At 63.3% G+C, this 20,315-nt stretch carries 23 protein-coding genes and 2 pseudogenes; 12 read left to right on the top strand and 13 right to left on the bottom strand.

What is annotated here, in order from left to right:
- Nucleotides 1–28: 28 nt before the first annotated feature.
- Together CKW35_RS25790 and CKW35_RS25785 are read right to left on the bottom strand one after the other, a co-directional pair.
- Nucleotides 29–559 (bottom strand): hypothetical protein, encoded by a 531-nt coding sequence (locus tag CKW35_RS25790; protein WP_016485420.1) that lies wholly within the window; start codon nucleotides 557–559, stop codon nucleotides 29–31.
- Between the two features lie 60 nt (nucleotides 560–619).
- On the bottom strand, nucleotides 620–1,144 hold the full coding sequence (locus CKW35_RS25785; RefSeq protein WP_095117182.1) for an ankyrin repeat domain-containing protein: 525 nt from the start codon (nucleotides 1,142–1,144) through the stop codon (nucleotides 620–622).
- Nucleotides 1,145–1,408: 264 nt separating this feature from the next.
- Here CKW35_RS25785 and CKW35_RS25775 point away from each other — a divergent pair, with 264 nt between their 5' ends.
- Nucleotides 1,409–1,681, top strand: coding sequence for a DUF3509 domain-containing protein (locus CKW35_RS25775; RefSeq protein ID WP_016485418.1), 273 nt, complete (start codon nucleotides 1,409–1,411; stop codon nucleotides 1,679–1,681).
- Between the two features lie 123 nt (nucleotides 1,682–1,804).
- On the opposite strand, the gene CKW35_RS25770 is transcribed toward CKW35_RS25775, so the two are convergent.
- The 3 genes from CKW35_RS25770 to aroC all read right to left on the bottom strand — a co-directional run bounded on the left by CKW35_RS25770 (nucleotide 1,805) and on the right by aroC (nucleotide 4,737).
- Entirely contained in the window at nucleotides 1,805–2,341 is a 537-nt protein-coding gene (locus CKW35_RS25770) for an oxidase (protein WP_016485417.1), read from the bottom strand.
- Entirely contained in the window at nucleotides 2,341–3,495 is a 1,155-nt protein-coding gene (locus CKW35_RS25765; protein ID WP_016485416.1) for an MFS transporter, read from the bottom strand. Before CKW35_RS25765 ends, CKW35_RS25770 begins: the two co-directional genes overlap by 1 nt.
- A 150-nt stretch (nucleotides 3,496–3,645) precedes the next feature.
- Entirely contained in the window at nucleotides 3,646–4,737 is a 1,092-nt protein-coding gene (gene aroC, locus CKW35_RS25760) for a chorismate synthase (protein WP_016485415.1), read from the bottom strand.
- Nucleotides 4,738–4,912: 175 nt separating this feature from the next.
- Between aroC and CKW35_RS25755 the strand changes: the two genes are divergently transcribed.
- Nucleotides 4,913–5,875, top strand: coding sequence for an alpha/beta hydrolase (locus tag CKW35_RS25755; protein WP_016485414.1), 963 nt, complete (start codon nucleotides 4,913–4,915; stop codon nucleotides 5,873–5,875).
- Between the two features lie 64 nt (nucleotides 5,876–5,939).
- A complete protein-coding gene (locus CKW35_RS25750; protein ID WP_016485413.1) occupies nucleotides 5,940–6,722 on the top strand; it encodes a hypothetical protein in 783 nt (260 codons plus the stop codon).
- Nucleotides 6,723–6,855: 133 nt separating this feature from the next.
- Here CKW35_RS25750 and prmB read toward each other — a convergent pair whose 3' ends face one another.
- On the bottom strand, nucleotides 6,856–7,764 hold the full coding sequence (prmB, locus tag CKW35_RS25745; protein WP_016485412.1) for a 50S ribosomal protein L3 N(5)-glutamine methyltransferase: 909 nt from the start codon (nucleotides 7,762–7,764) through the stop codon (nucleotides 6,856–6,858).
- A 179-nt stretch (nucleotides 7,765–7,943) separates the two neighbouring features.
- Here prmB and CKW35_RS25740 point away from each other — a divergent pair, with 179 nt between their 5' ends.
- From CKW35_RS25740 to CKW35_RS25720, 5 genes are all read left to right on the top strand, one after another.
- Entirely contained in the window at nucleotides 7,944–8,534 is a 591-nt protein-coding gene (locus CKW35_RS25740; RefSeq protein WP_012271080.1) for a cysteine hydrolase family protein, read from the top strand.
- An 86-nt stretch (nucleotides 8,535–8,620) separates the two neighbouring features.
- Complete coding sequence (locus CKW35_RS25735; RefSeq protein ID WP_016485411.1) at nucleotides 8,621–8,941, top strand: hypothetical protein; 321 nt, start codon at nucleotides 8,621–8,623, stop codon at nucleotides 8,939–8,941.
- A 162-nt stretch (nucleotides 8,942–9,103) separates the two neighbouring features.
- Nucleotides 9,104–9,664, top strand: a complete 561-nt coding sequence (locus CKW35_RS25730) for a Smr/MutS family protein (protein WP_060518466.1) — start codon at nucleotides 9,104–9,106, stop codon at nucleotides 9,662–9,664.
- Between the two features lie 70 nt (nucleotides 9,665–9,734).
- On the top strand, nucleotides 9,735–10,280 hold the full coding sequence (folE, locus tag CKW35_RS25725; protein ID WP_003252789.1) for a GTP cyclohydrolase I FolE: 546 nt from the start codon (nucleotides 9,735–9,737) through the stop codon (nucleotides 10,278–10,280).
- A 59-nt stretch (nucleotides 10,281–10,339) separates the two neighbouring features.
- On the top strand, nucleotides 10,340–10,711 hold the full coding sequence (locus CKW35_RS25720) for a glutaredoxin (RefSeq protein ID WP_016485409.1): 372 nt from the start codon (nucleotides 10,340–10,342) through the stop codon (nucleotides 10,709–10,711).
- Nucleotides 10,712–10,760: 49 nt separating this feature from the next.
- Here CKW35_RS25720 and CKW35_RS25715 read toward each other — a convergent pair whose 3' ends face one another.
- Nucleotides 10,761–11,363: a glutathione S-transferase family protein gene (locus CKW35_RS25715; RefSeq protein WP_016485408.1), complete on the bottom strand. Its 603-nt coding sequence runs from the start codon at nucleotides 11,361–11,363 to the stop codon at nucleotides 10,761–10,763.
- A gap of 145 nt (nucleotides 11,364–11,508) precedes the next feature.
- On the opposite strand from CKW35_RS25715, the gene CKW35_RS25710 reads away from it, so the two are divergent.
- Nucleotides 11,509–12,699, top strand: coding sequence for a benzoate/H(+) symporter BenE family transporter (locus CKW35_RS25710; protein ID WP_016485407.1), 1,191 nt, complete (start codon nucleotides 11,509–11,511; stop codon nucleotides 12,697–12,699).
- Nucleotides 12,700–12,781: 82 nt separating this feature from the next.
- Here the strand turns inward: CKW35_RS25710 and CKW35_RS28990 are convergent, their stop codons facing one another.
- From CKW35_RS28990 to CKW35_RS25700, 3 genes and pseudogenes are all read right to left on the bottom strand, one after another.
- Entirely contained in the window at nucleotides 12,782–13,486 is a 705-nt protein-coding gene (locus CKW35_RS28990) for a methyl-accepting chemotaxis protein (RefSeq protein ID WP_371855235.1), read from the bottom strand.
- Nucleotides 13,487–13,690: 204 nt separating this feature from the next.
- Nucleotides 13,691–14,170, bottom strand: a pseudogene (locus CKW35_RS28985) (methyl-accepting chemotaxis protein); the annotation flags it as partial.
- Between the two features lie 755 nt (nucleotides 14,171–14,925).
- Nucleotides 14,926–15,687 carry an SDR family oxidoreductase gene (locus tag CKW35_RS25700; RefSeq protein ID WP_016485405.1) on the bottom strand — a complete coding sequence of 254 codons (762 nt, stop codon included), beginning with the start codon at nucleotides 15,685–15,687 and terminating at the stop codon, nucleotides 14,926–14,928.
- A 175-nt stretch (nucleotides 15,688–15,862) separates the two neighbouring features.
- On the opposite strand from CKW35_RS25700, the gene CKW35_RS25695 reads away from it, so the two are divergent.
- On the top strand, nucleotides 15,863–16,864 hold the full coding sequence (locus tag CKW35_RS25695) for an NADP-dependent oxidoreductase (protein ID WP_023047774.1): 1,002 nt from the start codon (nucleotides 15,863–15,865) through the stop codon (nucleotides 16,862–16,864).
- A 196-nt stretch (nucleotides 16,865–17,060) separates the two neighbouring features.
- Here the strand turns inward: CKW35_RS25695 and pyrF are convergent, their stop codons facing one another.
- Nucleotides 17,061–17,762, bottom strand: coding sequence for an orotidine-5'-phosphate decarboxylase (gene pyrF, locus CKW35_RS25690; RefSeq protein WP_016485403.1), 702 nt, complete (start codon nucleotides 17,760–17,762; stop codon nucleotides 17,061–17,063).
- A 186-nt stretch (nucleotides 17,763–17,948) separates the two neighbouring features.
- On the opposite strand from pyrF, the gene CKW35_RS25685 reads away from it, so the two are divergent.
- A complete protein-coding gene (locus CKW35_RS25685) occupies nucleotides 17,949–18,116 on the top strand; it encodes a DUF2897 family protein (protein WP_016485402.1) in 168 nt (55 codons plus the stop codon).
- Between the two features lie 54 nt (nucleotides 18,117–18,170).
- On the opposite strand, the gene CKW35_RS25680 is transcribed toward CKW35_RS25685, so the two are convergent.
- The gene (locus CKW35_RS25680; protein WP_016485401.1) at nucleotides 18,171–18,506 is read right to left on the bottom strand and encodes a ComEA family DNA-binding protein; all 336 of its coding nucleotides are present in this window, start codon (nucleotides 18,504–18,506) and stop codon (nucleotides 18,171–18,173) included.
- 425 nt (nucleotides 18,507–18,931) lie between these two features.
- Between CKW35_RS25680 and wecB the strand changes: the two genes are divergently transcribed.
- Nucleotides 18,932–20,074 carry a non-hydrolyzing UDP-N-acetylglucosamine 2-epimerase gene (gene wecB / locus CKW35_RS25675; protein WP_016485400.1) on the top strand — a complete coding sequence of 381 codons (1,143 nt, stop codon included), beginning with the start codon at nucleotides 18,932–18,934 and terminating at the stop codon, nucleotides 20,072–20,074.
- A gap of 65 nt (nucleotides 20,075–20,139) precedes the next feature.
- On the opposite strand, the pseudogene CKW35_RS25670 reads toward wecB, so the two are convergent.
- Nucleotides 20,140–20,315: pseudogene (locus CKW35_RS25670) on the bottom strand (glucose-6-phosphate isomerase); the annotation flags it as partial.

Here is a 20,315-nt window from a genome sequence, read left to right as displayed (position 1 = left end):
CTCGCCCGCGAAGAGGCAAACGACGAAATCAGATGTGCACGGCGACTTTCAGGGCTTCCAGGGCCGGCTCGACCTTGATGCCCAGCGCTGCACCCAGTTCCAGCACGCGCGCCAGGTCGTTCTGCCCCACCATCACCACCTGCAGCTCGTCATCCAGCAACTGGCTGAAGTTCAGCAACACATAACCACCGGCTTCTTTGTTCAGTGCGCCCATCTGCACCTGAATGCGGTTGAGCGCGGTCAGTGGCTCGGTGCGGGCCAGTTGCTTGGGCTTGAGGGTGAACGGCACGCTGCTGTCGAACGAGTCGCTGATCTGCTGGAACAGGTCCTGATAGCTGTCAGCCTGGAACACTACGGTGTCCGGCAAGCTGCCCAGCACCACCCATTCGCCCAGCGGGATGGGGAAGCTGTCGTCGTAGTTGATGTCGGGGTTGGCGGCCAGGAAAGCGGCCGGGTCGGCGTAGGCCTGGGCGGCCTCGTCGGCGATGCGCTCGATGTCGGCCTCACGCATGCAGCCGGCGCCAATGAGGCTGATGAATTCGAGCAACTGAGTTTTCATGAAAGGGGGCCTGCGACGGGTGAAAAGTCGCCAAGGATAGCCGCAAATGCCCCCGGGCGGTTAGCCGGCCAGCGTTTGCAAGCGTGCGGCTGTGTCCACCGCGCCCATGGTTTGCGCGGCCATCAGCGCGGTGGCGCCGCGGGCATCCTGGCGAGTCGGGTCGGCGCCTTGGGCCAACAGGTACTCGAGGATTTCGCTGCGGTTGAACATGGCCGCCAGCATTAATGCGGTGCGGCCGTCCTGCGCCGCGGCATCGACTGGCACGCCGTGCTCCAGCAGCAGGCGGATCATCGCCAAATCCCCCTTGAACGCGGCACCGGCAATCGGCAACTGGCCGTTGTCGTTGGCAATCAGCGGGTCGGCGCCCTGCACCAGGAGCACGCGCACCGCGTCGTGGTGGCCGTGGTAGCTGGCCAGCATCAGCAGGGTATCGCCTTTGTGGTTACGCAGGTTGGCCGGCAGGCCGCTGGCAAGCAGGCGACCAAGCATTTCAGCATCCCCCTGGCGGGCACGTTCGAACACTTGCTCGGCGAACGCAGCAGTTTCGTCGTCGGTCATTGTGGCTGGCGCGGTGTGGCTGGACATCGGGAACCTCCTGGCATAAATGATTGCCCAAGTGTTTGTCAGGCACGCCATTGTGGTCAAAGGTTCAGATTCTATAGGGCCAATAGCTAAAGCCGGACCCGTGCAAAATGCACTGTGCAAAATGCACGACCATGCAACCTGCACGGCACCGCTTCTTCAAATACCTATTAAGTGACTGTTTTTACTGGGTTTTTTCTGAAATCAAGTTCTGGCACGGTCGCTGCAATCATCAACTCATGTCTGCCACACTAGCCAGGAGTTGATATGGACCTCATCCAGCAAAAGTTCGTCTCGGTATTTTCGGCCTATCAGGTGACCACCCAGGCACGCCCTGATGGCGGCGTACTGTTGACCCTGCGTGCCGCTGACAACAAAGTCACCCGCCGGGTGCTGACCTATGCGCAGCTGCACAACGCAGAGCAACTGTCCTGGGCGATCAGCGCCATCCGCCGTGACCTGGCTGAACAGGCCAGCGAGTTGCCAGTGATTACCATGCTGCAGAGCCAGCAACGGTTTGCCCTGCCGACCTATCGCTGAGCTTGGTGGTGTTGCTAGTGGCCCCATCGCCGGCAAGCCAGCCCCCACATTGACCACGTCGGCCTCAAGGCCTGCGCATAACCTGTGGGAGCTGGCTTGCCGGCGATAGGGCCTACCCAGCAATTAAAGCTCGTCAATCCCCATGAACGCCCGCGCAGTCACATCTCCGGTGAATCGCGCTTGCGCGCCCTGCTCGCTGCCATACAAACGCAACGCCAGGCAAAAAGGCGTCGCGCCCAGCTCTACCCAGCGCCGTGTTCCCGCCGGCACTACCAGCTGGTCACCCTTCTCGCACAGCACCGAATACACCCAGTCGCCCAGCCGCAGGCCAACCTGCGCCCGCCCGCTGACCACGGCAAACACCTCGTCGGCATCATGCACATGCTCATCGCGCACATCGACTTGCAGCGCGTCTTCACCGTCACGGTTCAACAACACGTAGGCTTTGCTGCCGTGTGCAGTCATCAACTGGTCCAGATACTCACGGCTGAGCTCCAGTGCCTCACCGTCGGCCGTGCCAGGCCGCACCCGCAGGCCAGGCTCGCAATGGGAAAAATGCACGCCCTGCTCGGCAAGGGTCGCGGCGATATCGTCGTGGTGGGTCAACACCTTGTTCGGCAGTTCCGGGCTGGCGGGGTGAAAAACGCTGAGAATGCTCATCAGGGGCGGGTCCTGGTCGGTTGCGAACAAAGGGCAATGATAACGGCTGCAGCCAAGGCTGCGGCACTGGCCATACCAAAGGTGAAGGTGGGGCCCAGCAGTTTCCAGCTGTAGCCCGAATATAATGCCCCTAGTGCACCGCCGGTGCCCGACAGCGCCGCGTACAACGCCTGGCCCTGGCCCTGCTGGCGGGCGCCGAAACTGGCCTGGACGAACGCGATGCTGGCAGCGTGAAAGCAACCGAAGGTGGCCGCGTGCAGCAGCTGGGCGAAGATCAGCACGGCCGGTGCCTCGGCCAGGTTGCCCAGCAGCAACCAGCGCAAAGCCGCCAGCAAAAAGCTGACCAGCAAAACGCGTTGCACACTGAAGCGCGCAAATAGCCGGCTCATCACCATGAACATCAGCACTTCGGCCACCACCCCCAGCGCCCACAGCAGGCCGATGGCACTGCGGCTGTAACCCAGGTGCTCCAGGTGCAGGGTAAGGAAGGTGTAGTACGGCCCATGGCTGAGCTGCATCAGCGCCACGCAGGCGTAGAACGCGACCACCCCCGGGGCCCGCAACTGCTGCAGGAAGCCGCCGGCGCCTTTGCGCTCGCCCTGCTCCACCGGCTGGGCGTTTGGCACCCACAGGCTGGCAGCGACAATACCGGCCATGATCGTGACCAGGGCCACCGGGTAGATGTCCAGGCTCAGCCATTCGAACAGGCGGCCCAGGCCAACCACCGTGAGGATGAAGCCGATAGAGCCCCACAGGCGCACCTGGCTGTAGCGCGACGTTTGCCCGTGCAGGTGGGCCAGGGTGATGACCTCGAACTGCGGCAGCACCGCGTGCCAGAAGAACGCGTGCAGGGCCATCACCAGCGCCAGCCACGCGTAGCTTTTGCCGAAGAAGATCAGGGCGAAGGTGGCCAGGGTGGACAACGCGCCCAGGCGCACGATCAACAAGCGCTGGCCGGTACGGTCGCCCAGCCAGCCCCACAGGTTGGGGGCGATGCAGCGCATCAGCATGGGAATGGCCACCAGCTCGCCGATACGCGCCGGGGAGAAGCCCAGGTGGTCGAAGTACAGGGCCAGGAAGGGGGCGGTGGAGCCTAGCAGGGCGAAGTAGAACAGGTAGAAGCTGGACAGGCGCCAGTAGGGGATGGGTTGCATGGATTTACCGTCTGAACCGGCACCACCCTGTAGGCGCAGCCTTGTGCTGCGAAAGGGCCGATGTCGCCATAGAGATGTGTGCTAGCTGCACCGGCCCTTTCGCAGCACGAGGCTGCTGCTGCAAAGAGCGGGCCGGCGCAAGCAACACGGTCAGAGCTGGCCCAGCACCGGGGTGGTTACCTTCACATCGGCATTCTGCGCGCGGTGGCGCAGCAGGTGGTCCATCAGCGCGATGGCCATCATCGCCTCGGCGATCGGCGTGGCGCGGATGCCCACGCACGGGTCGTGGCGGCCTTTGGTGATGACGTCCACCGGGTTGCCGTCGATGTCGATCGAGCGACCCGGGGTGGTGATGCTGGAAGTCGGCTTCAGCGCCAGGTGGGCAACGATCGGCTGGCCCGAGGAAATGCCGCCCAGGATGCCACCTGCGTTATTGCTGAGGAAGCCTTGCGGGGTCAGCTCGTCACGGTGCTCGGTACCGCGCTGGGCCACGCTGGCGAAGCCGGCGCCGATTTCCACGCCTTTGACCGCGTTGATGCTCATCAGCGCATGGGCCAGCTCGGCATCGAGGCGGTCGAAGATCGGCTCGCCCAGGCCAGGCATCACACCCTCGGCGACCACGGTGATCTTGGCACCTACAGAGTCCTGGTCACGGCGCAGTTGGTCCATGTAGGCCTCCAGCTCCGGCACCTTGTCCGGGTCGGGGCTGAAGAAGGCGTTCTGCTCCACCGATTCCCAGGTCTTGAACGGGATTTCAATCGGACCCAGCTGGCTCATGTAGCCACGTACGGTGATGCCCTGGGTGGCCAGGTACTTCTTGGCGATGGCACCAGCAGCCACGCGCATGGCGGTTTCGCGGGCCGAACTGCGGCCACCGCCGCGATAGTCGCGGATACCGTATTTGTGGTGGTAGGTGTAGTCGGCGTGGGCCGGGCGGAACAGGTCCTTGATGGCCGAGTAGTCCTTGGACTTCTGGTCGGTGTTGCGGATCAGCAAGCCGATCGAGCAGCCAGTGGTGCGGCCTTCGAACACGCCGGAGAGGATTTCCACCTCATCGGCTTCCTGGCGCTGGGTGGTGTGCCGGCTGGTGCCAGGCTTGCGCCGGTCGAGGTCGTGCTGCAGGTCGGCCAGGGAAATTTCAAGGCCCGGTGGGCATCCATCGACAATGGCGACCAACGCCGGGCCATGGCTTTCGCCAGCGGTGGTGACAGTGAACAGCTTGCCGTAGGTATTGCCGGACATGGGCGCTCCGCGAGTTCTGCCTGAAATGGACGAAAGCGGCAGTATACAGATGGATTGGTTGTCTGTACTGGCCCTATCGCCGGCAAGCCAGCGATGGGGCCGATCCTGCAACACACTACCCGAGAACCTTCCCGCAAACATTGGGTCAAAGCTGCATCTCCCCATGTAGTACCGCATGATGTCGCGCCTCGTCGCCTTGCTCTTACTGCTGTGCACCGGCCTGGCCCAGGCCGCTGCCCCCACCGTGCTGCAACGCCCGATCGACCTGGACACCGGCCAAGGCGTGCTGCACGGCAGCCTGCTGCTGCCGCAACAGGCCTCCCCGCCGCCGGTGGTACTGATTATCGCCGGCTCCGGCCCCACCGACCGCGACGGCAACAACCCGGCGTCGGGCCGGGTCGACAACCTCAAACGCCTGGCTTTGCTACTGGCCAACGAGCACATTGCAAGCGTGCGCTACGACAAGCGTGGAGTGGCTGCCAGCCAGCCGGCCACGCCTGATGAGCGCAACCTCAGCGTGGAGCGCTACGTGGCCGATGTGGTCGCCTGGAGCCACAAGCTCAAGGCTGACCCGCGCTTCGGCCCGCTGATCCTGGTTGGGCATAGCGAAGGTGCGCTGATCGCAAGCCTGGCCGCAGAACAGGCCGGCGCCAGTGCGGTGATCACCCTGGCCGGCAGTGGCCGGCCGCTGGCCGACGTGCTGCGCGAGCAACTGGCCAAGCGGCTGCCACCGGCGCAACTGGCCAGTGGCAGCGCCCTGCTCGACCGCCTGCAGGCCGGGCAAACCAGCCTGGAAGTACCCGCGCCGCTGCGCCAGGTGTTCCGCCCCAGCGTTCAGCCCTACCTGATCTCGCTGTTCCAGCAGAACCCGGCGGCAGCCTTTGCCCGCCTGCCCATGCCCGCATTGATCGTGCAGGGGCGCAACGACGTGCAGGTGGACGTGGCCGACGCCGAACGGCTCAAGGCGGCCAAGCCGGATGCGCAGCTTGTGCTGATCGACGGCATGAACCACATGCTGCGCATCAGCCCCAGGGACATGAGCCAGCAGCGCGACAGCTACCTCAACCCCGAGCTGCCGCTGGCGCGCGAGCTGGGTGAGCGAATTGTGACGTTCATCCAGCATTTGCCTTCGGCATGAGGTAAACGAGCTCAGGTCCGCGGCAAGCCTGCCGATACAGCAGGCATAGCCGAGGACAAGCCTGATGACTACCGCCCCCGCCGCCGCAGAGCCGGCCGAAGAATCCCAGGAAAACCCTGCCCTGCCTTGGGCAGAACTGGCCACAGAACACTTCCAGCTGCTGCGCCTGGCCGCGCTGCCCACCGACCGCAGCACCGGCGCACGGCCGCTACGCTTTGTGCAGTTCGGCTATGCCGAGCGCCACGACAAGGCCCACAGCTTGCTACGCATGGAAATCCAGCTGCCTGGGCAAAAGGTGCACAAAGAGCAGAACCGCCTGGACATCCGCGTCGACCATACCGAGCGCCTTGTGCGCATTGGCAGTGAACACGGCCTGCAACTGGAACCGGTAAACCGTGGCATTGGCCGCTTCATGCTCGCCCAGGCCGCGCAATGGCTGCAGCGCAAGTGGCCGCACTACCGGGTGCCAGGCATGGCGCTGCCGAGCAAGGATGCCCTGAGCGAGGACTCACGCCTGCGCCGTGACCAATGCTTGCGCGGGGTGGGGATCGAAGTGGAGTACGAGGACGGCCAGCACCTGAAGGGCCGGACCGTGGACATGACCGTAGGCCAGCTGAAGGCCGCCTGGAGCAACGAGCGCCTGCAGCGAGTGGAGATTCTGGACGCCGCCAACCTGCTGCAGCAGGCGGACCAGCAGTTGCAAGAGATGGAGGGGCAACTGCGCGAGCGCGATGAACGGGTGGCCAAGTACCACCGCGAGGACAGCGGGCTGCGCTTTACCATCACCTGCCTGGTGGCGTTTGCGGTGTTTCAGGCGGGGTTGTTGATCTGGATAGCAACCCGCTGACACCGCGCCAGCGGGTGGATATTAGGGCCGCTTTGCGGCCCATCGCGACACAAGGCCGCTCCCACAAGGTATCGCGATCAATCTGTGGGAGCGGCCTTGTGTCGCGATGGGCTGCAAAGCAGCCCCAAATAGCCTAAACGCGGGCTTTGAACAACTCCTGATGCTGGCGGCACTGCTCGGCGGTGAGCATGAACACCCCATGCCCGCCACGCTCGAACTCCAGCCAGGCAAAGTCCACTTCTGGGTACAACGCCTCGACATGCACCTGGCTGTTGCCCACTTCAACAATCAGCAGGCCCTTGTCGGTCAGGTGGTCTGCCGCTTCGGCCAGCATGCGCCGTACCAGGTCCAGGCCGTCGTTGCCGCAGGCCAGGCCCAGTTCGGGCTCGTGGTGATACTCGGCCGGCATGTCGTCGAAGTCTTCGGCATCGACGTACGGCGGGTTGGACAGGATCAGGTCGAAACGCTGCCCCGGCAAGCCGCCAAAACCATCGCCCTGCACGGTATACACGCGGCCGTCCAGGCCATGGCGCTCGATATTCTGGTTGGCCACTTCAAGGGCCTCGAACGACAGGTCGGCCAGCACCACCTCTGCCTCGGGGAACACGTCGGCGGCGACGATACCAATACAGCCCGACCCCGTGCACAGGTCAAGAATGCGTGCCGGCTCGCTCGCCAGCCACGGTTCGAAGCGTTTTTCGATCAGCTCGCCAATGGGCGAGCGCGGCACCAGCACGCGCTCGTCAACGATGAACGCCATGCCGCAGAACCACGCTTCGCCCAACAGGTAGGCAGCCGGCACCCGCTCTTCGATCCGGCGTTTGAGCAAATGCTGCAGGCGTACCCGCTCGTCGTCCTCGAGCATGCAGTCCAGGTAGCTGTCGGCCACCTCCCATGGCAGGTGCACAGCACCCAGCACCAGCATGCGGGCCTCGTCCCAAGCGTTGTCGGCACCGTGGCCGAAGAACAGGTCGTGCTCGTGGAAGCGGCTGACCGCCCAGCGGATGTAGTCGCGCAGCGTGCGCAGACGGGATGTGATCACGGGGTACTCCTATTTCAGACCGGCCAAAAGTCTAACAGCCCCACCCGCACATTTGTTCGTTTGCCGTGACCAGTGGCTAGCCAGAGGCCAGTAACCACGCCGCTTGCGTTGTCAACCATTCCCATTGGCGTCAAGGCAGGGGACAATAGGTATACAAAAGCCCTTCCAAGGAGCCCTTGATGTCCGTTCCAACCACGATGTTCCGCCTCACTGGCCGCGACTACCCGCCGGCCAAGCTGAGCCACGCCAGCCTGATCATCATCGATGCACAAAAGGAGTACCTCAGTGGGCCCCTGCAGCTGTCGGGCATGGACGAGGCCGTGGCCAACATCGCCAGGTTGCTCGACGCCGCCCGTAAAAGCGGCCGTCCGATCATCCATGTTCGCCACCTGGGCACTGTCGGTGGCCGCTTCGACCCACAGGGGCCTGCCGGCCAGTTCATTCCGGGGCTGGAGCCGCTCGAAGGCGAAATCGTCATCGAAAAACGCATGCCCAACGCATTCAAGAACACCCAACTGCACGAAACGCTGCAGGCGCTGGGCCACCTGGACCTGATCGTCTGTGGTTTCATGAGCCATTCCAGCGTCAGCACCACCGTGCGCCGCGCCAAGGACTATGGTTACCGGTGCACCCTGGTGGAAGACGCCTCGGCAACCCGTGACCTGGCCTTCAAGGATGGCGTCATCCCGGCCGCGCAGATTCACCAGTGCGAAATGGCCGTGATGGCTGACAACTTCGCTTGCGTGGCCCCCACCGCCAGCCTGATCTGAGCGGCTAGGCACTACCGCCCGGCAGCCGGGCGGAACCCGATGGGCGGCGGCAGGTCGAATTCCGGATATCCACAGAGGAGAGCGGAATGAAGCTTAAAGGCAGTTTCGACGCCAAGCGCCTGCGCCCGCGCCAGCCGCGCAATTGGGGCGCCCGCCTGGCGGCCGGCCTGTCGGCGCTGCTGGCGACCCTGGGCGTGCTGCTGGCCATGGCCGGCGTCGCCGGTTTGCTGGGTAACTACCCTGCCCTGCAAGAACTCAACACCAACAAGCCGCTGTCCAGCATCCTCACCGTGGCTGGCTTGTTGCTGCTGTGGCTGGGGGTGCGCTTCTGGCGGCGCAGCCGTATTCGCTTGCGTCGCGGGCGGGAATTGAACCTGTCGCCGCACCTGATGAAAAAGCACGACTGAATCCTGCACTGGCCCTATCGCCGGCAAGCCAGCTCTCACAGGATTACCACAGGCCTGAGTGTTGTGCAGTACCTGTGGGCGCTGGCTTGCCGGCGATAGGGCCCGCACAGGCTGCACACGGCCCCACAGTCGCGTAAACTACGCCGCCCACGTGGAGGCATCATGCAAGACGACGATTTTTCCCTGTTCAAGGCCGAAGTGCGTGGCGTGAAGCCAATCCGCCACGACCGCGCCGAAGTCGGCAAGCCCAAGGCCGACCGCCAGAAGCTGGCCGGTCTGCGCCAGGCAGCGACCGTGCGCAGTGACAAGGCCTTGGTAATCGACGGTATGTCCGACCTGTTCGTCATCGACGTTGGCGCCGAAGACGAGCTTATGTGGCGCCGCGACGGCGTTCAGGAAGGCCAGTTGCGCAAGCTGAAGCTGGGCCAGATCCCGTTCGAGGGCAGCCTCGACCTGCACGGCATGACCGTGGAAAAGGCCCGCGAAACCCTGTGGGACTTCATCGCCGAAGCCACCCGACTGGAAGTGCGCTGCGTAAGGGTTACCCACGGCAAGGCGGCACGTCTGGACGGCAAGCGCCCGATGATCAAAAGCCACGTCAACACCTGGCTGCGCCAGCACCCGCAAGTGCTCGGTTTTGCCTCGTGCAGCGCCCGCCACGGCGGCACCGGCGCGGTGTATGTCATGCTCAAGCGAACCATGCTCGAAGGCCGCGACGAGTAACGCCGCGCTTGCAGCGCCGCCCTCACCGCCGTAACCTTCGTTTTTGCGATTTTTTCCCACAGGTAGATCCATGTCCCTGGAACAGAACTACACCGAGATCCTCAGCCAGATTGGCGAGGACGTCTCCCGTGAGGGCCTGCTCGACACGCCCAAGCGGGCTGCAAAGGCGATGAAGTACCTTTGCCGCGGTTATGAGCAAACACTGGAAGAAGTCACCAACAACGCGCTGTTCAGCTCTGACAACAGCGAAATGGTGCTGGTCCGGGACATCGAGCTGTATTCGATGTGCGAACACCACATGCTGCCGTTCATCGGCAAGGCACACGTGGCCTACCTGCCCAAGGGCAAGGTACTGGGCCTGTCGAAAGTAGCGCGCATCGTCGACATGTATGCCCGCCGCCTGCAGATCCAGGAAAACCTCAGCCGCCAGATCGCCGAAGCCGTGCAGCAGGTCACCGGTGCCGCCGGTGTGGCCGTGGTGGTCGAGGCCAAGCACATGTGCATGATGATGCGCGGTGTCGAAAAGCAGAACTCGACCATGATCACCTCGGTGATGCTGGGTGAGTTCCGCGACAACGCCGCCACCCGCAGCGAGTTCCTCAGCCTGATCAAGTGATTGGCTGCTGACCCCAAGCCGACCCAGCCGGGTCGGCTTTTGCATTTCAGGAGTTGCCCATGATCGTCAAAGCCCTGCGGGTTGGCCTCGGCCAGCTCATCGTGTTCGGTGACTGGATCAGCCGCCCAGCCAAGCGCAAGCGCGACGCCGCTGCCCAGGCCCGCGTCGAGCAAGCGGCCAAGGGCCTGGCGCTGTACCAGTTCCATGCCTGCCCGTTCTGCGTAAAGACCCGCCGCACCCTGCACCGGCTGAATGTGCCGGTGGCGCTGCGCGATGCAAAGAATGACCCGGTGCACCGCCAGGCCCTGCAGGAAGGTGGCGGCCGGGTGAAGGTGCCGTGCCTGCGCATTGAAGAGGCCGGCAAGGTGACCTGGATGTATGAGTCCAAGGCCATCGTTGCCTACCTGGATGAGCGTTTTGCCTCGGCCTGATAGCGTCTAGTCATCCTGTATCGGCCCTATCGCCGGCACAGGCTGACAGTCAACCCACCATCGGCACATGCCGCGGGTGGCTGCTGACCCGCTCCAGCCAGGCCTGTACCGCCGGGTAATCGGCCAGGTCGAACCCGCCCTGCTGCGCCACATGGGTGTAGGCGTACAGCGCCACATCGGCAATGGAGTACTGCTCACCCACCAGGTAAGGCGTCATCTGCAGCTGTCGCTCCATCACCCTCAGTGCCTTGTAGCCGCCCTTGTGCAGCTTGCGGTACTCATCCACCCGTTCATCCGGCAGCCCCAGGTAGAACTGGATGAAGCGCGCCACGGCAATGTACGGCTCATGGCTGTACTGCTCGAAGAACTGCCACTGCAACACCTGCGTGCGCAGGCGCGGTTCGCTGGGCAGGAACTCGCTGCCATCGGCCAGGAAGTTGAGAATGGCATTGGATTCCCACAGGTAGCTGCCGTCTTCCAGCTCCAGCACGGGCACCTTGCCGTTGGGGTTCATCGCCAGAAACTCAGGCGTTTCGGTCTCGCCCTTGAGGATGTCCACCGGGTGCCATTCATACGGCCGGCCCAGCAGGCTCAACATCAGCTTGACCTTGTAGCAGTTGCCCGACTGGTAGTCGCCATAGACCTTGTACATCGCCCCTCCCCCTCCAAGCAGTTTTGCAATTGCGCCCAATAGTTGGCGACTGTACGGCTAAAAGCAATGGCCGCTGTATGGCAAGGATCAATCTTGCTCGCTGTAGTCTGAAAAAACTGCTTACACCTTTACAAGGACTTTGTTCATGACCGATGCCACTTCCGCACGCCTGCGGCCCCTGGCAGACACTTCCCCGTCGGCGGTGGTCGCCGGCTTCATCGCCATGCTCACCGGCTATACCAGTTCGCTGGTATTGATGTTCCAGGCCGGCCAGGCAGCCGGGCTGACCACCGCGCAGATCTCCTCTTGGATCTGGGCGCTGTCAATCGGCATGGCGGTCTGCAGCATCGGCCTGTCGCTGCGCTACCGCACCCCGATCACCATTGCCTGGTCTACCCCCGGTGCCGCCTTGCTGATCACCAGCCTGGGCGGTGTGAGCTATGGCGAGGCCATTGGTGCCTACATCACCTGTGCCGTGCTGGTACTCCTCTGCGGCCTCACCGGCAGCTTCGAGCGCCTGGTCAAACGGATTCCGGCTTCGCTGGCCTCGGCGTTGCTGGCGGGTATCCTGTTCAAGATCGGTAGCGAAATTTTTGTTGCGGCGCAGCATCGCACATTGCTGGTGCTGGGCATGTTCTTCAGCTACCTGCTGGTCAAGCGCCTGTCGCCGCGTTACTGCGTGCTGGCGGCGTTGCTGGTGGGCACGGCATTGTCCGGCGCCCTGGGCCTGCTGGACTTCAGCGGCTTCCACCTGGAGGTGGCCAAGCCGGTGTGGACCACACCAAGCTTCTCGCTGGCGGCGACCATCAGCATTGGCATTCCGCTGTTCGTGGTGGCCATGACCTCGCAGAACATGCCCGGCGTCGCCGTGCTGCGTGCCGACGGCTATCAGGTACCGGCCTCGCCGCTGATTTCAGCCACCGGCTTTGCCTCACTGTTGCTGGCGCCATTCGGTTCGCACGGGGTCAACCTGGCGGCGATCAGCGCGGCGATCTGCACCGGGCCACACGCCCATGAAGACCCAGGCAAACGCTACACCGCAGCGGTATGGTGCGGGATTTTCTACGGCATCGCCGGGGTGTTCGGGGCGACCTTGGCGGCGCTGTTTGCAGCGTTGCCGAAAGAGCTGGTGCTGTCGATTGCCGCCCTGGCACTGTTCGGCTCGATCATGAACGGGCTGACCGTGGCCATGAGCGAGGCGCGCGAGCGGGAGGCGGCAGTGATTACCTTCATGGTCACGGCTTCAGGACTTACGTTGTTCTCGATTGGCTCGGCGTTCTGGGGGATTGTGGCGGGGGTGCTGGCCTTGATGATCCTCAACCCGCGCAAGGCCTGACTGCAACGCGGTAAATGTGGGAGCGGCCCTTTCGCGACACAAGGCCGCTCCCACAAAGACCGTATTCACAAAGCCTGCTGAATCACAACCTGAAATGCCCCACCATCCCCTTCAAATCAATGCCTAACTGCGCCAGTTCCACACTCGACCGGGCATTGTCCTGCATTGCCAGCGCCGCCTGATCCGCACTGCCGCGAATCTGCGTGACACTGCGGCTGATCTCTTCCGCCACCGAGCTCTGCTGCTCGGCCGCCGCAGCAATCTGCTGGTTCATCTGCTGGATCAACGAAACCGCAGCAGCAATGCTGCCCAACGCGCTCTCGGTGTGCAGCGCATCGGCCACCGCCAACCGCACCAGCTCGGTGCTGCCACGGATCTGCGCCACCGACTGCTGGGCATTGCCGCGCAGGCTGGCAACCAGTGCCTCGATCTGCTCGGTAGACTGCCGGGTACGCCGCGCCAACGCACGCACCTCATCGGCCACCACGGCAAAACCACGCCCCTGCTCGCCAGCGCGGGCGGCCTCGATGGCGGCATTCAGCGCCAGCAGGTTGGTCTGCTCGGCCACGCTTTTGATCACTTCGAGCACGTCGCCGATGGTGTGGATTTCGGCACTGAGGCTGTCGATGCCGGCGCTGGCCGTTTCCGCTGCCGACGCCAACTGCTCGATGCGCTGCATGCTCTGACGCACCACCTGCTGCCCCGAGCCGACCTTGTCGTCCGCCGCCTGGGCGGCCTGCGCCGCTTGCTCGGCATTGCGCGCCACATCGTGCACAGTGGCCGTCATCTGCTGCATGGCGGTGGCCACCTGCTCGGTTTCCTCCTTCTGGCTGCCCACCTCACGGTTGGTCTGCTCGGTCACGGCCGACAACGCCTGGGCGCTGCCAGCCAGTTGTTCGATACCTTGCTGCAACCCACTGACAATGCCCGACAGGCCCGCCGCCATCTGCTGCATGGCCTGCATCAACTGCCCCACCTCGTCGCGCCGCGGTGGCTGGGCGTCAAAGCCAAGCTCGCCAGCCGCAATGCGCTGGGCGCGGCCGATGACATGCTTGAGCGGGCCGACGACCGCGCGAGTGATCAGCCAGGCAGCCAGTACACCCACCAGCAGCGCCAAGGCAGTGGCCAAGGCAATGGCCACAGCATTGCGTTGCAGCTCGGCCTGCAGGGCCTGCTGCTGGGTCAGGTAGGCCTGGTCGACCCTCCCGGTGACCTGCTCAGCACTGGCCTGCAACTGGGCTTTGAGCCCCTGCTCACGGGCCAGCTGGTCGGTATATTCATTGAGTTTTTCCGAGAAGCTGCCAATGTGCCCCGCCACTTCGCCCAGCACGCTCTGGTAGCCGGCATCACTGACCGTGCCCTGCAACTGACCAACCAGGCTGGCAGCCTCCACTGTCTGGGCAATGCGCGCCTGGCTCACGCCCTCTTCGCCCTTGCGGCTTTTTTCCAGGCGTACGCGCGCTTCGTCCATGGCCTGCAACATCAGCCGCGATACCTGTGCCACCTGCGCAGCCTGCTCAAGAAACTCGCCCCCCTGCTGGCCCTGGGACTGCTTGAGGGTATAGACGCCGTCATCGGCCAGGCCGGCCTGCAGCACATCAAGGTTATTGGCAACGCTGGACACCGACCAGCTGGCCATGTCCAGCGCCAGCTCCTTGGCCTGCACCGCGGCTACGAAAGCCTCGAACGCCTGGCCGTAGGCCGCCAGGTCAGTTTCTGCGGCCACCAACGCCGGCAGGCCACGGGCGCGCTCGGCCAAGCCCTGCAGGCCACTGCGCAAGGCCTCGGCCTGCTGAATATCGGAGCGCAGGGCAAATGCCTGCTCATGCTGACGCAAGCGCAGCAGGTCGGTATTGAACTGTGCCAGTTGGCGCAAACTGTCGAAGCGCTGGCCAACGCTGGCCAGCGCGGCGATGCCGATGGCCGCCACCGCCAGGGTCAGCACCAGCACCAAGGCAAAGCCCAGGCCGAGTTTGCGGGCCATGCCCAGGTTGGCCAGCACACCGTGCTTGCTCGCGCCCATCGCCGATTCCCCTTCTGCGTGCGAGGTGATCCCGAAGGCCAAGGGTGGCAACGTTGCCCGCCGATGAACAAGGGCCTGGCGTCAGAATAGTGTCAAATAGCTATGAGCGTGTCGTTTTCAGCTTGGCAGAGGTCGCCCTGCATACCGGTTAGGGGCCTCGACCCGCGAATACTGCCCAGAGGCGACATGGGTGCGCACCTGGCTCAGATCGCCGTAGCCCCGCCATCCACCGTCAGGCAATGCCCGGTGGTAAACGCTGCGCCGTCGCTGCACAGGTACAGCACGGCGCTGGCAATTTCCTCGACCTTGCCAATGCGACCTACCGGGTGCATGGCGGCGGCGAACTCGGCTTTGCGTGGGTCTGCCTCGTAGGCGCGGCGGAACATGTCGGTATCGATTACCGCCGGGCACACGGCATTCACACGGATGCCCTTCTTGGCGTATTCGATGGCCGCCGACTTGGTCAGGCCTATCACTGCGTGCTTGGAGGCGCTGTAAATACTCATCTTTGGCGCCGCACCCAGCCCCGCCACCGACGCGGTATTGACGATCGCCCCACCGCCTTGGGCCAGCAGCAAGGGCAGCTGATACTTCATGCACAGCCACACGCCCTTCACGTTAACGCCCATGATGGCATCGAACTCCGCCTCACTGCCTTCGGCCAGGCGGTGTTGCTCAATCTCGATGCCGGCGTTGTTGTAGGCATAGTCCAGCCGGCCGAATGCAGCGATCAGGCGCTCGTGCAACTGGCGCACCTCGGCGTCGCGGGTAACGTCACAGGCGATGAACAAGGCCTCGCCACCTGCGGCGTGAATCTGCGCCACCGTCGCCTCGCCACCCAGCGGGTCGAGGTCGGCCACCACCACCTTCAGGCCCTCATGGGCGAACGCCAGGGCCGTCGCCCGGCCTATGCCGGCAGCGCCGCCGGTGACCAGCGCTACCTGGCCGGAAAAGGTCATGCTCATTGCGTGCTCCTCAGGGGATGGTGGGTTTCAGAGCATAGTCAGACACCGCCAGGCCGGGCAGCATCATCACACCAACGGTTGAGCTACCATGCTTGTCAGTGATGTTAGGGACCTGCCTACATCAACAAGGTAGATTGAACACCTATCATCTTCCATTGCCCACAAGGACCCCGCCATGACCCAGACCAACCGCCGCTTCCTGCTTGCCAAACGCCCGGTCGGCGCAGTGCGCCGTGACGACTTCACCTTCGAAAGCGTACCCGCCGAACAACCTGGCGAAGGCCAGGTGCTGGTGCGCAACCTGTACCTGTCGCTGGACCCCGCCATGCGCGGCTGGATGAACGAAGGCAAGTCCTACATCCCCCCCGTGGCCCTGGGTCAGGTCATGCGTGCGCTGGGCGTGGGCGAAGTGGTTGCGTCCAACCACCCGGCGTTCAAGCCGGGCGACCACGTCAGTGGCGCCCTTGGCGTGCAAGACTACTTCACCGGCGAGCCCCAGGGCCTGCACAAGATCGACCCCAACCTGGCGCCCCTGCCCCGCTACCTGTCGGCACTGGGCATGACCGGCATGACCGCCTACTTCGCCCTGCTGGAAGTTGGCCAACCCAAGGCCGGCGAAACCGTGGTCATCTCCGGCGCTGCCGGTGCGGTGGGCAGCATTGTCGGGCAAATTGCCAAGGTCAAAGGCTGCCGCGTGGTCGGCATTGCCGGCGGGGCCGAGAAGTGCCAGTACCTGAAAGATGAACTGGGCTTTGACGGGGTGATCGACTACAAGGCCGAAGACGTGCTGGCCGGCTTGAAGCGCGAATGCCCCAAAGGTGTGGACGTTTACTTTGACAACGTGGGCGGCGACATCCTCGATGCCGTGCTGACGCGCATCAACTTCAAGGCCCGCATCGTGATTTGCGGTGCGATCAGCCAGTACAACAACAAGGAAGCGGTAAAAGGCCCGGCCAACTACCTGTCGCTGCTGGTGAACCGTGCACGCATGGAAGGCTTTGTGGTGATGGACCATGCCAAGGACTACGGCAAGGCCGCGCTGGAGATGGCCGGCTGGCTGGCCAGTGGGCAGGTGAAGAGCAAGGAGGATGTGGTGGAGGGGCTGGAGACGTTCCCTGAGACGTTGCTGAAGCTGTTCAGTGGGGAGAATTTTGGCAAGTTGGTGCTGAAGGTGTGACGTTGTGAGTTGCGTTTGGGGCTGAAAGCACATGCCTTGAGGGGTTTAGCGCCTGTGAGATCGAGCGCCGCGCGGGCGGCGCTCGATCTCACAGGCAAAGAAAATGCCCTGCCGGACCTTCCAGCCATCACACCTCATCCAGCCCGAAAAAAAAGCCAGCACACGCGTGCTGGCCTTTTTCATTACCGGGGGCTATTTACCCACGAATCTGCGCCACCACCGCAGCCAGCGCCTGGGCCGGGTCTGTGGCCTGGCTGATCGGTCGGCCGATCACCAGGTAATCCGAACCCGCATCCAGCGCCTGGCGCGGGGTAAGGATACGGCGCTGGTCATCCTGCGCGCTGCCCGCAGGGCGAATGCCCGGGGTTACCAGCTGCAGCGACGGGTGCGCCGCCTTCAACGCCGGGGCCTCCAGCGCCGAACACACCAAACCGTCCATGCCCGCCTTTTGCGCCAGCGCCGCCAGGCGCAATACCTGCTCTTGCGGGTCGACATCCAGGCCAATACCGGCCAGGTCTTCGCGCTCCATGCTGGTCAGCACGGTCACGCCAATCAGCAATGGCTGCTGGCCGCTGCGCTTGTCCAGCACTTCACGGCAGGCGGCCATCATGCGCAGGCCACCGGAGCAATGCACGTTCACCATCCACACACCCATCTCGGCAGCAGCTTTTACAGCCATTGCCGTGGTGTTGGGGATGTCGTGGAACTTGAGGTCCAGGAACACTTCGAAGCCCTTGTCGCACAGGGTTTCGACAATGCCCGAAGCGCTGCTGGTGAACAGCTCCTTGCCAACCTTCACCCGGCACAGCGCGGGGTCAAGCTGGTCAGCCAGCTTCAGGGCGGCCTCACGGGTAGGGTAATCCAGGGCGACGATCAGGGGCGTCTGGCAGGCGGACATGGGCAGGGTCTCTTGGCAAGTCGAAAACGGCGCGCATTGTAAACGAAGTGACGCAGGCTTTGGGGCCCATGGGTCACGGAATTGGCCCAGCGGCGGCTGGCTTCTATAATTGAACCAACGGAACGGGTTAATGCTCAAATTTCGTACAAGCACTGCACACCCCCCCCCCGCTTAAGGAGTATGACAATGCCCTGGTATGCCTGGCTGATCCTCATCATAGCCCTCGGCTCCATCGTCGGCGGGCTGATGATGCTGCGCGATACGGCAAAAAAACTGCCACTGACTGACGAGCAACTGCGCAAGGTGCATGAGCGCAATGCCGAAGCGGACGCAAAGGACAACCAAGACCGCTGACGCACCAGGCGCTTGATTGAGGGCCAGGGCGACAAGCCCCAGCCCGCTCTCCCCTTACTCCACCATCACTTTGTCCCGGTTACGCTCCAGCAACGCGTTTCCGATCCCCTTGATCTCCAGCAATTCATCCACCGAAGCGAACGGCCCATTAGCCTCACGGTAGGCGACGATGGCCTCGGCCTTGGCTTTCCCTATCCCGTTCAACTCCTTCTGCAACGTCAGCGCATCAGCCTTGTTCAGGTCAAGCCGTGGCGCCTGCTGGGTCGGCATTTGGGCCACCACCGGTACCGGCTCGGGCACCGCCGTGGCGCTGGCAGGCGCCGCGCTAAGGGAGAAAGACAGGCTGGCGAACAGCGGCAGCAGCAGGTACGACAGAACGTTGTTGCGCATTGAAGAACACTCCTTGGGTTGGTCATTTTCCAGCAGCCGTTTTCCTTCGGCTGCGCAACAAACCCTAGTGCCTGCCCCCGCAGCAAAACAGCCCCCAACAGTGGAGAATGGTTACAGAAACTGTCTGCAATGGGCTCAACGTCATCTACCCAAAAAAGCCGTCAGCACGCCCACACCAGCCTCGCCCCATTTTTTATAGGCGTTTCGCTAAATTTACAGCCAGATTCTCGTTGGTCAGATACGGGCTGCCGACCTGCACCTGGCCATTCTCCTACAGCACCCGCCGCTCGTGGCCCGCCTCTCAGCAACCTGCCGCCGGCCCGCAAATCTCCTCGGCATGGCTGGCACCCTGCCGGCCTGCTGCTAGATTTGTTCAACACGGAAAACCGGTTTGCTTAAAGGACCCAAGCAAGAGGACCACCGCTGTGCCTCTCAAGACCCTCATCGTGTTCGGTACCCGCCCAGAAGCCATCAAGATGGCCCCCTTGGCCCTTCAGCTTGCTAACGACCCCCGCTTCGAGTCACGCGTGTGCGTTACCGGCCAGCATCGGCAAATGCTCGACCAGGTGCTGAAACTGTTCGAGATCAGCCCCGAGTACGACTTGAACATCATGCAACCCGGCCAGGACCTGACTGGCGTAACCACCGCGATTTTGCATGGCATCAAACCCATACTGGCTGAATTCAAGCCCGACATGGTGCTGGTGCACGGCGACACGGCCACCACCTTTGCCACCAGCCTGGCGGCGTACTACCAACAAATCCCGATCGCCCACGTTGAGGCCGGCCTGCGCACCCATAACCTGTATTCGCCCTGGCCCGAGGAGGGCAACCGGCGCCTGACCGGTGCGCTAGCCGCACTGCACTTCGCCCCTACCGCCATCTCGCACGATAATTTGCTGCGCGAAGGCATCGACCACGCCAGTGTTTTCATCACCGGCAATACAGTGATCGATGCCTTGCTGCAAGTGGTGCGCAAACTTGAGGTGCCAACACTGAGGGCTCAATTCGAGCACATGTTCCAATACCTTGCGGCTGATCGGCAGATGGTATTGATTACAGGCCACCGGCGAGAGAACTTTGGTGATGGCTTTGACCGCATTTGCCAAGCCCTGGTGCAAACCGCGCGGCAGTTCCCTGAGGTAGACATGGTGTACCCGGTGCACCTTAACCCTAACGTACGTGAGCCGGTAACGCGGTTGCTGGCGGACGTGAGCAACATCCACCTGATCGAGCCGCTGGACTACTTGCCGTTCGTTTATCTGATGACCCGTGCATACGTGATACTCACCGACTCCGGCGGTATTCAGGAGGAAGCACCAGCGCTGGGCAAACCCGTGCTGGTGATGCGCGATACCACAGAGCGGCCGGAGGCGGTAGCGGCGGGGACCGTGAAACTGGTCGGCACGCAGGTTGACGTCATAGTCGGGGAGCTGGCCAGGTTGCTGACGGATGAGCGCGCCTACCGTCAAATGAGCGTGGCGCAGAACCCCTATGGCGATGGCAAGGCATGTGACCGCATAGTTCAAGCGCTAGCCAGTTTTTGTATGAGCTTGAAAAGCGCATAGCCAGCCGTTCCAGGCAGCGAAGGGGGCTATTGCGTAGCCCCCTGCCGAGCAAGTTGGCTGACGGATCAACCGCGATGCCTACCCCGGAAGTAATCGATCAGCCCCTGGGTGGAGCCGTCTTCGGCGCTGTCTTCCAGGGTGCCAACCAGGCGTTGGTACACACCCTTGCCCAGCTCTTTGCCCAGCTCCACGCCCCACTGGTCAAAGGCGTTGATGCCCCAGATGACGCTCTGCACGAACA

The sequence above is a fragment of the Pseudomonas sp. Irchel 3F3 genome, assembly GCF_900187545.1.
Lineage (GTDB): Bacteria > Pseudomonadota > Gammaproteobacteria > Pseudomonadales > Pseudomonadaceae > Aquipseudomonas > Aquipseudomonas fortuita.
The sequence above is the reverse complement of the archived record's forward strand: the minus strand, read 5'-3'. Positions and strand labels throughout refer to the sequence as shown.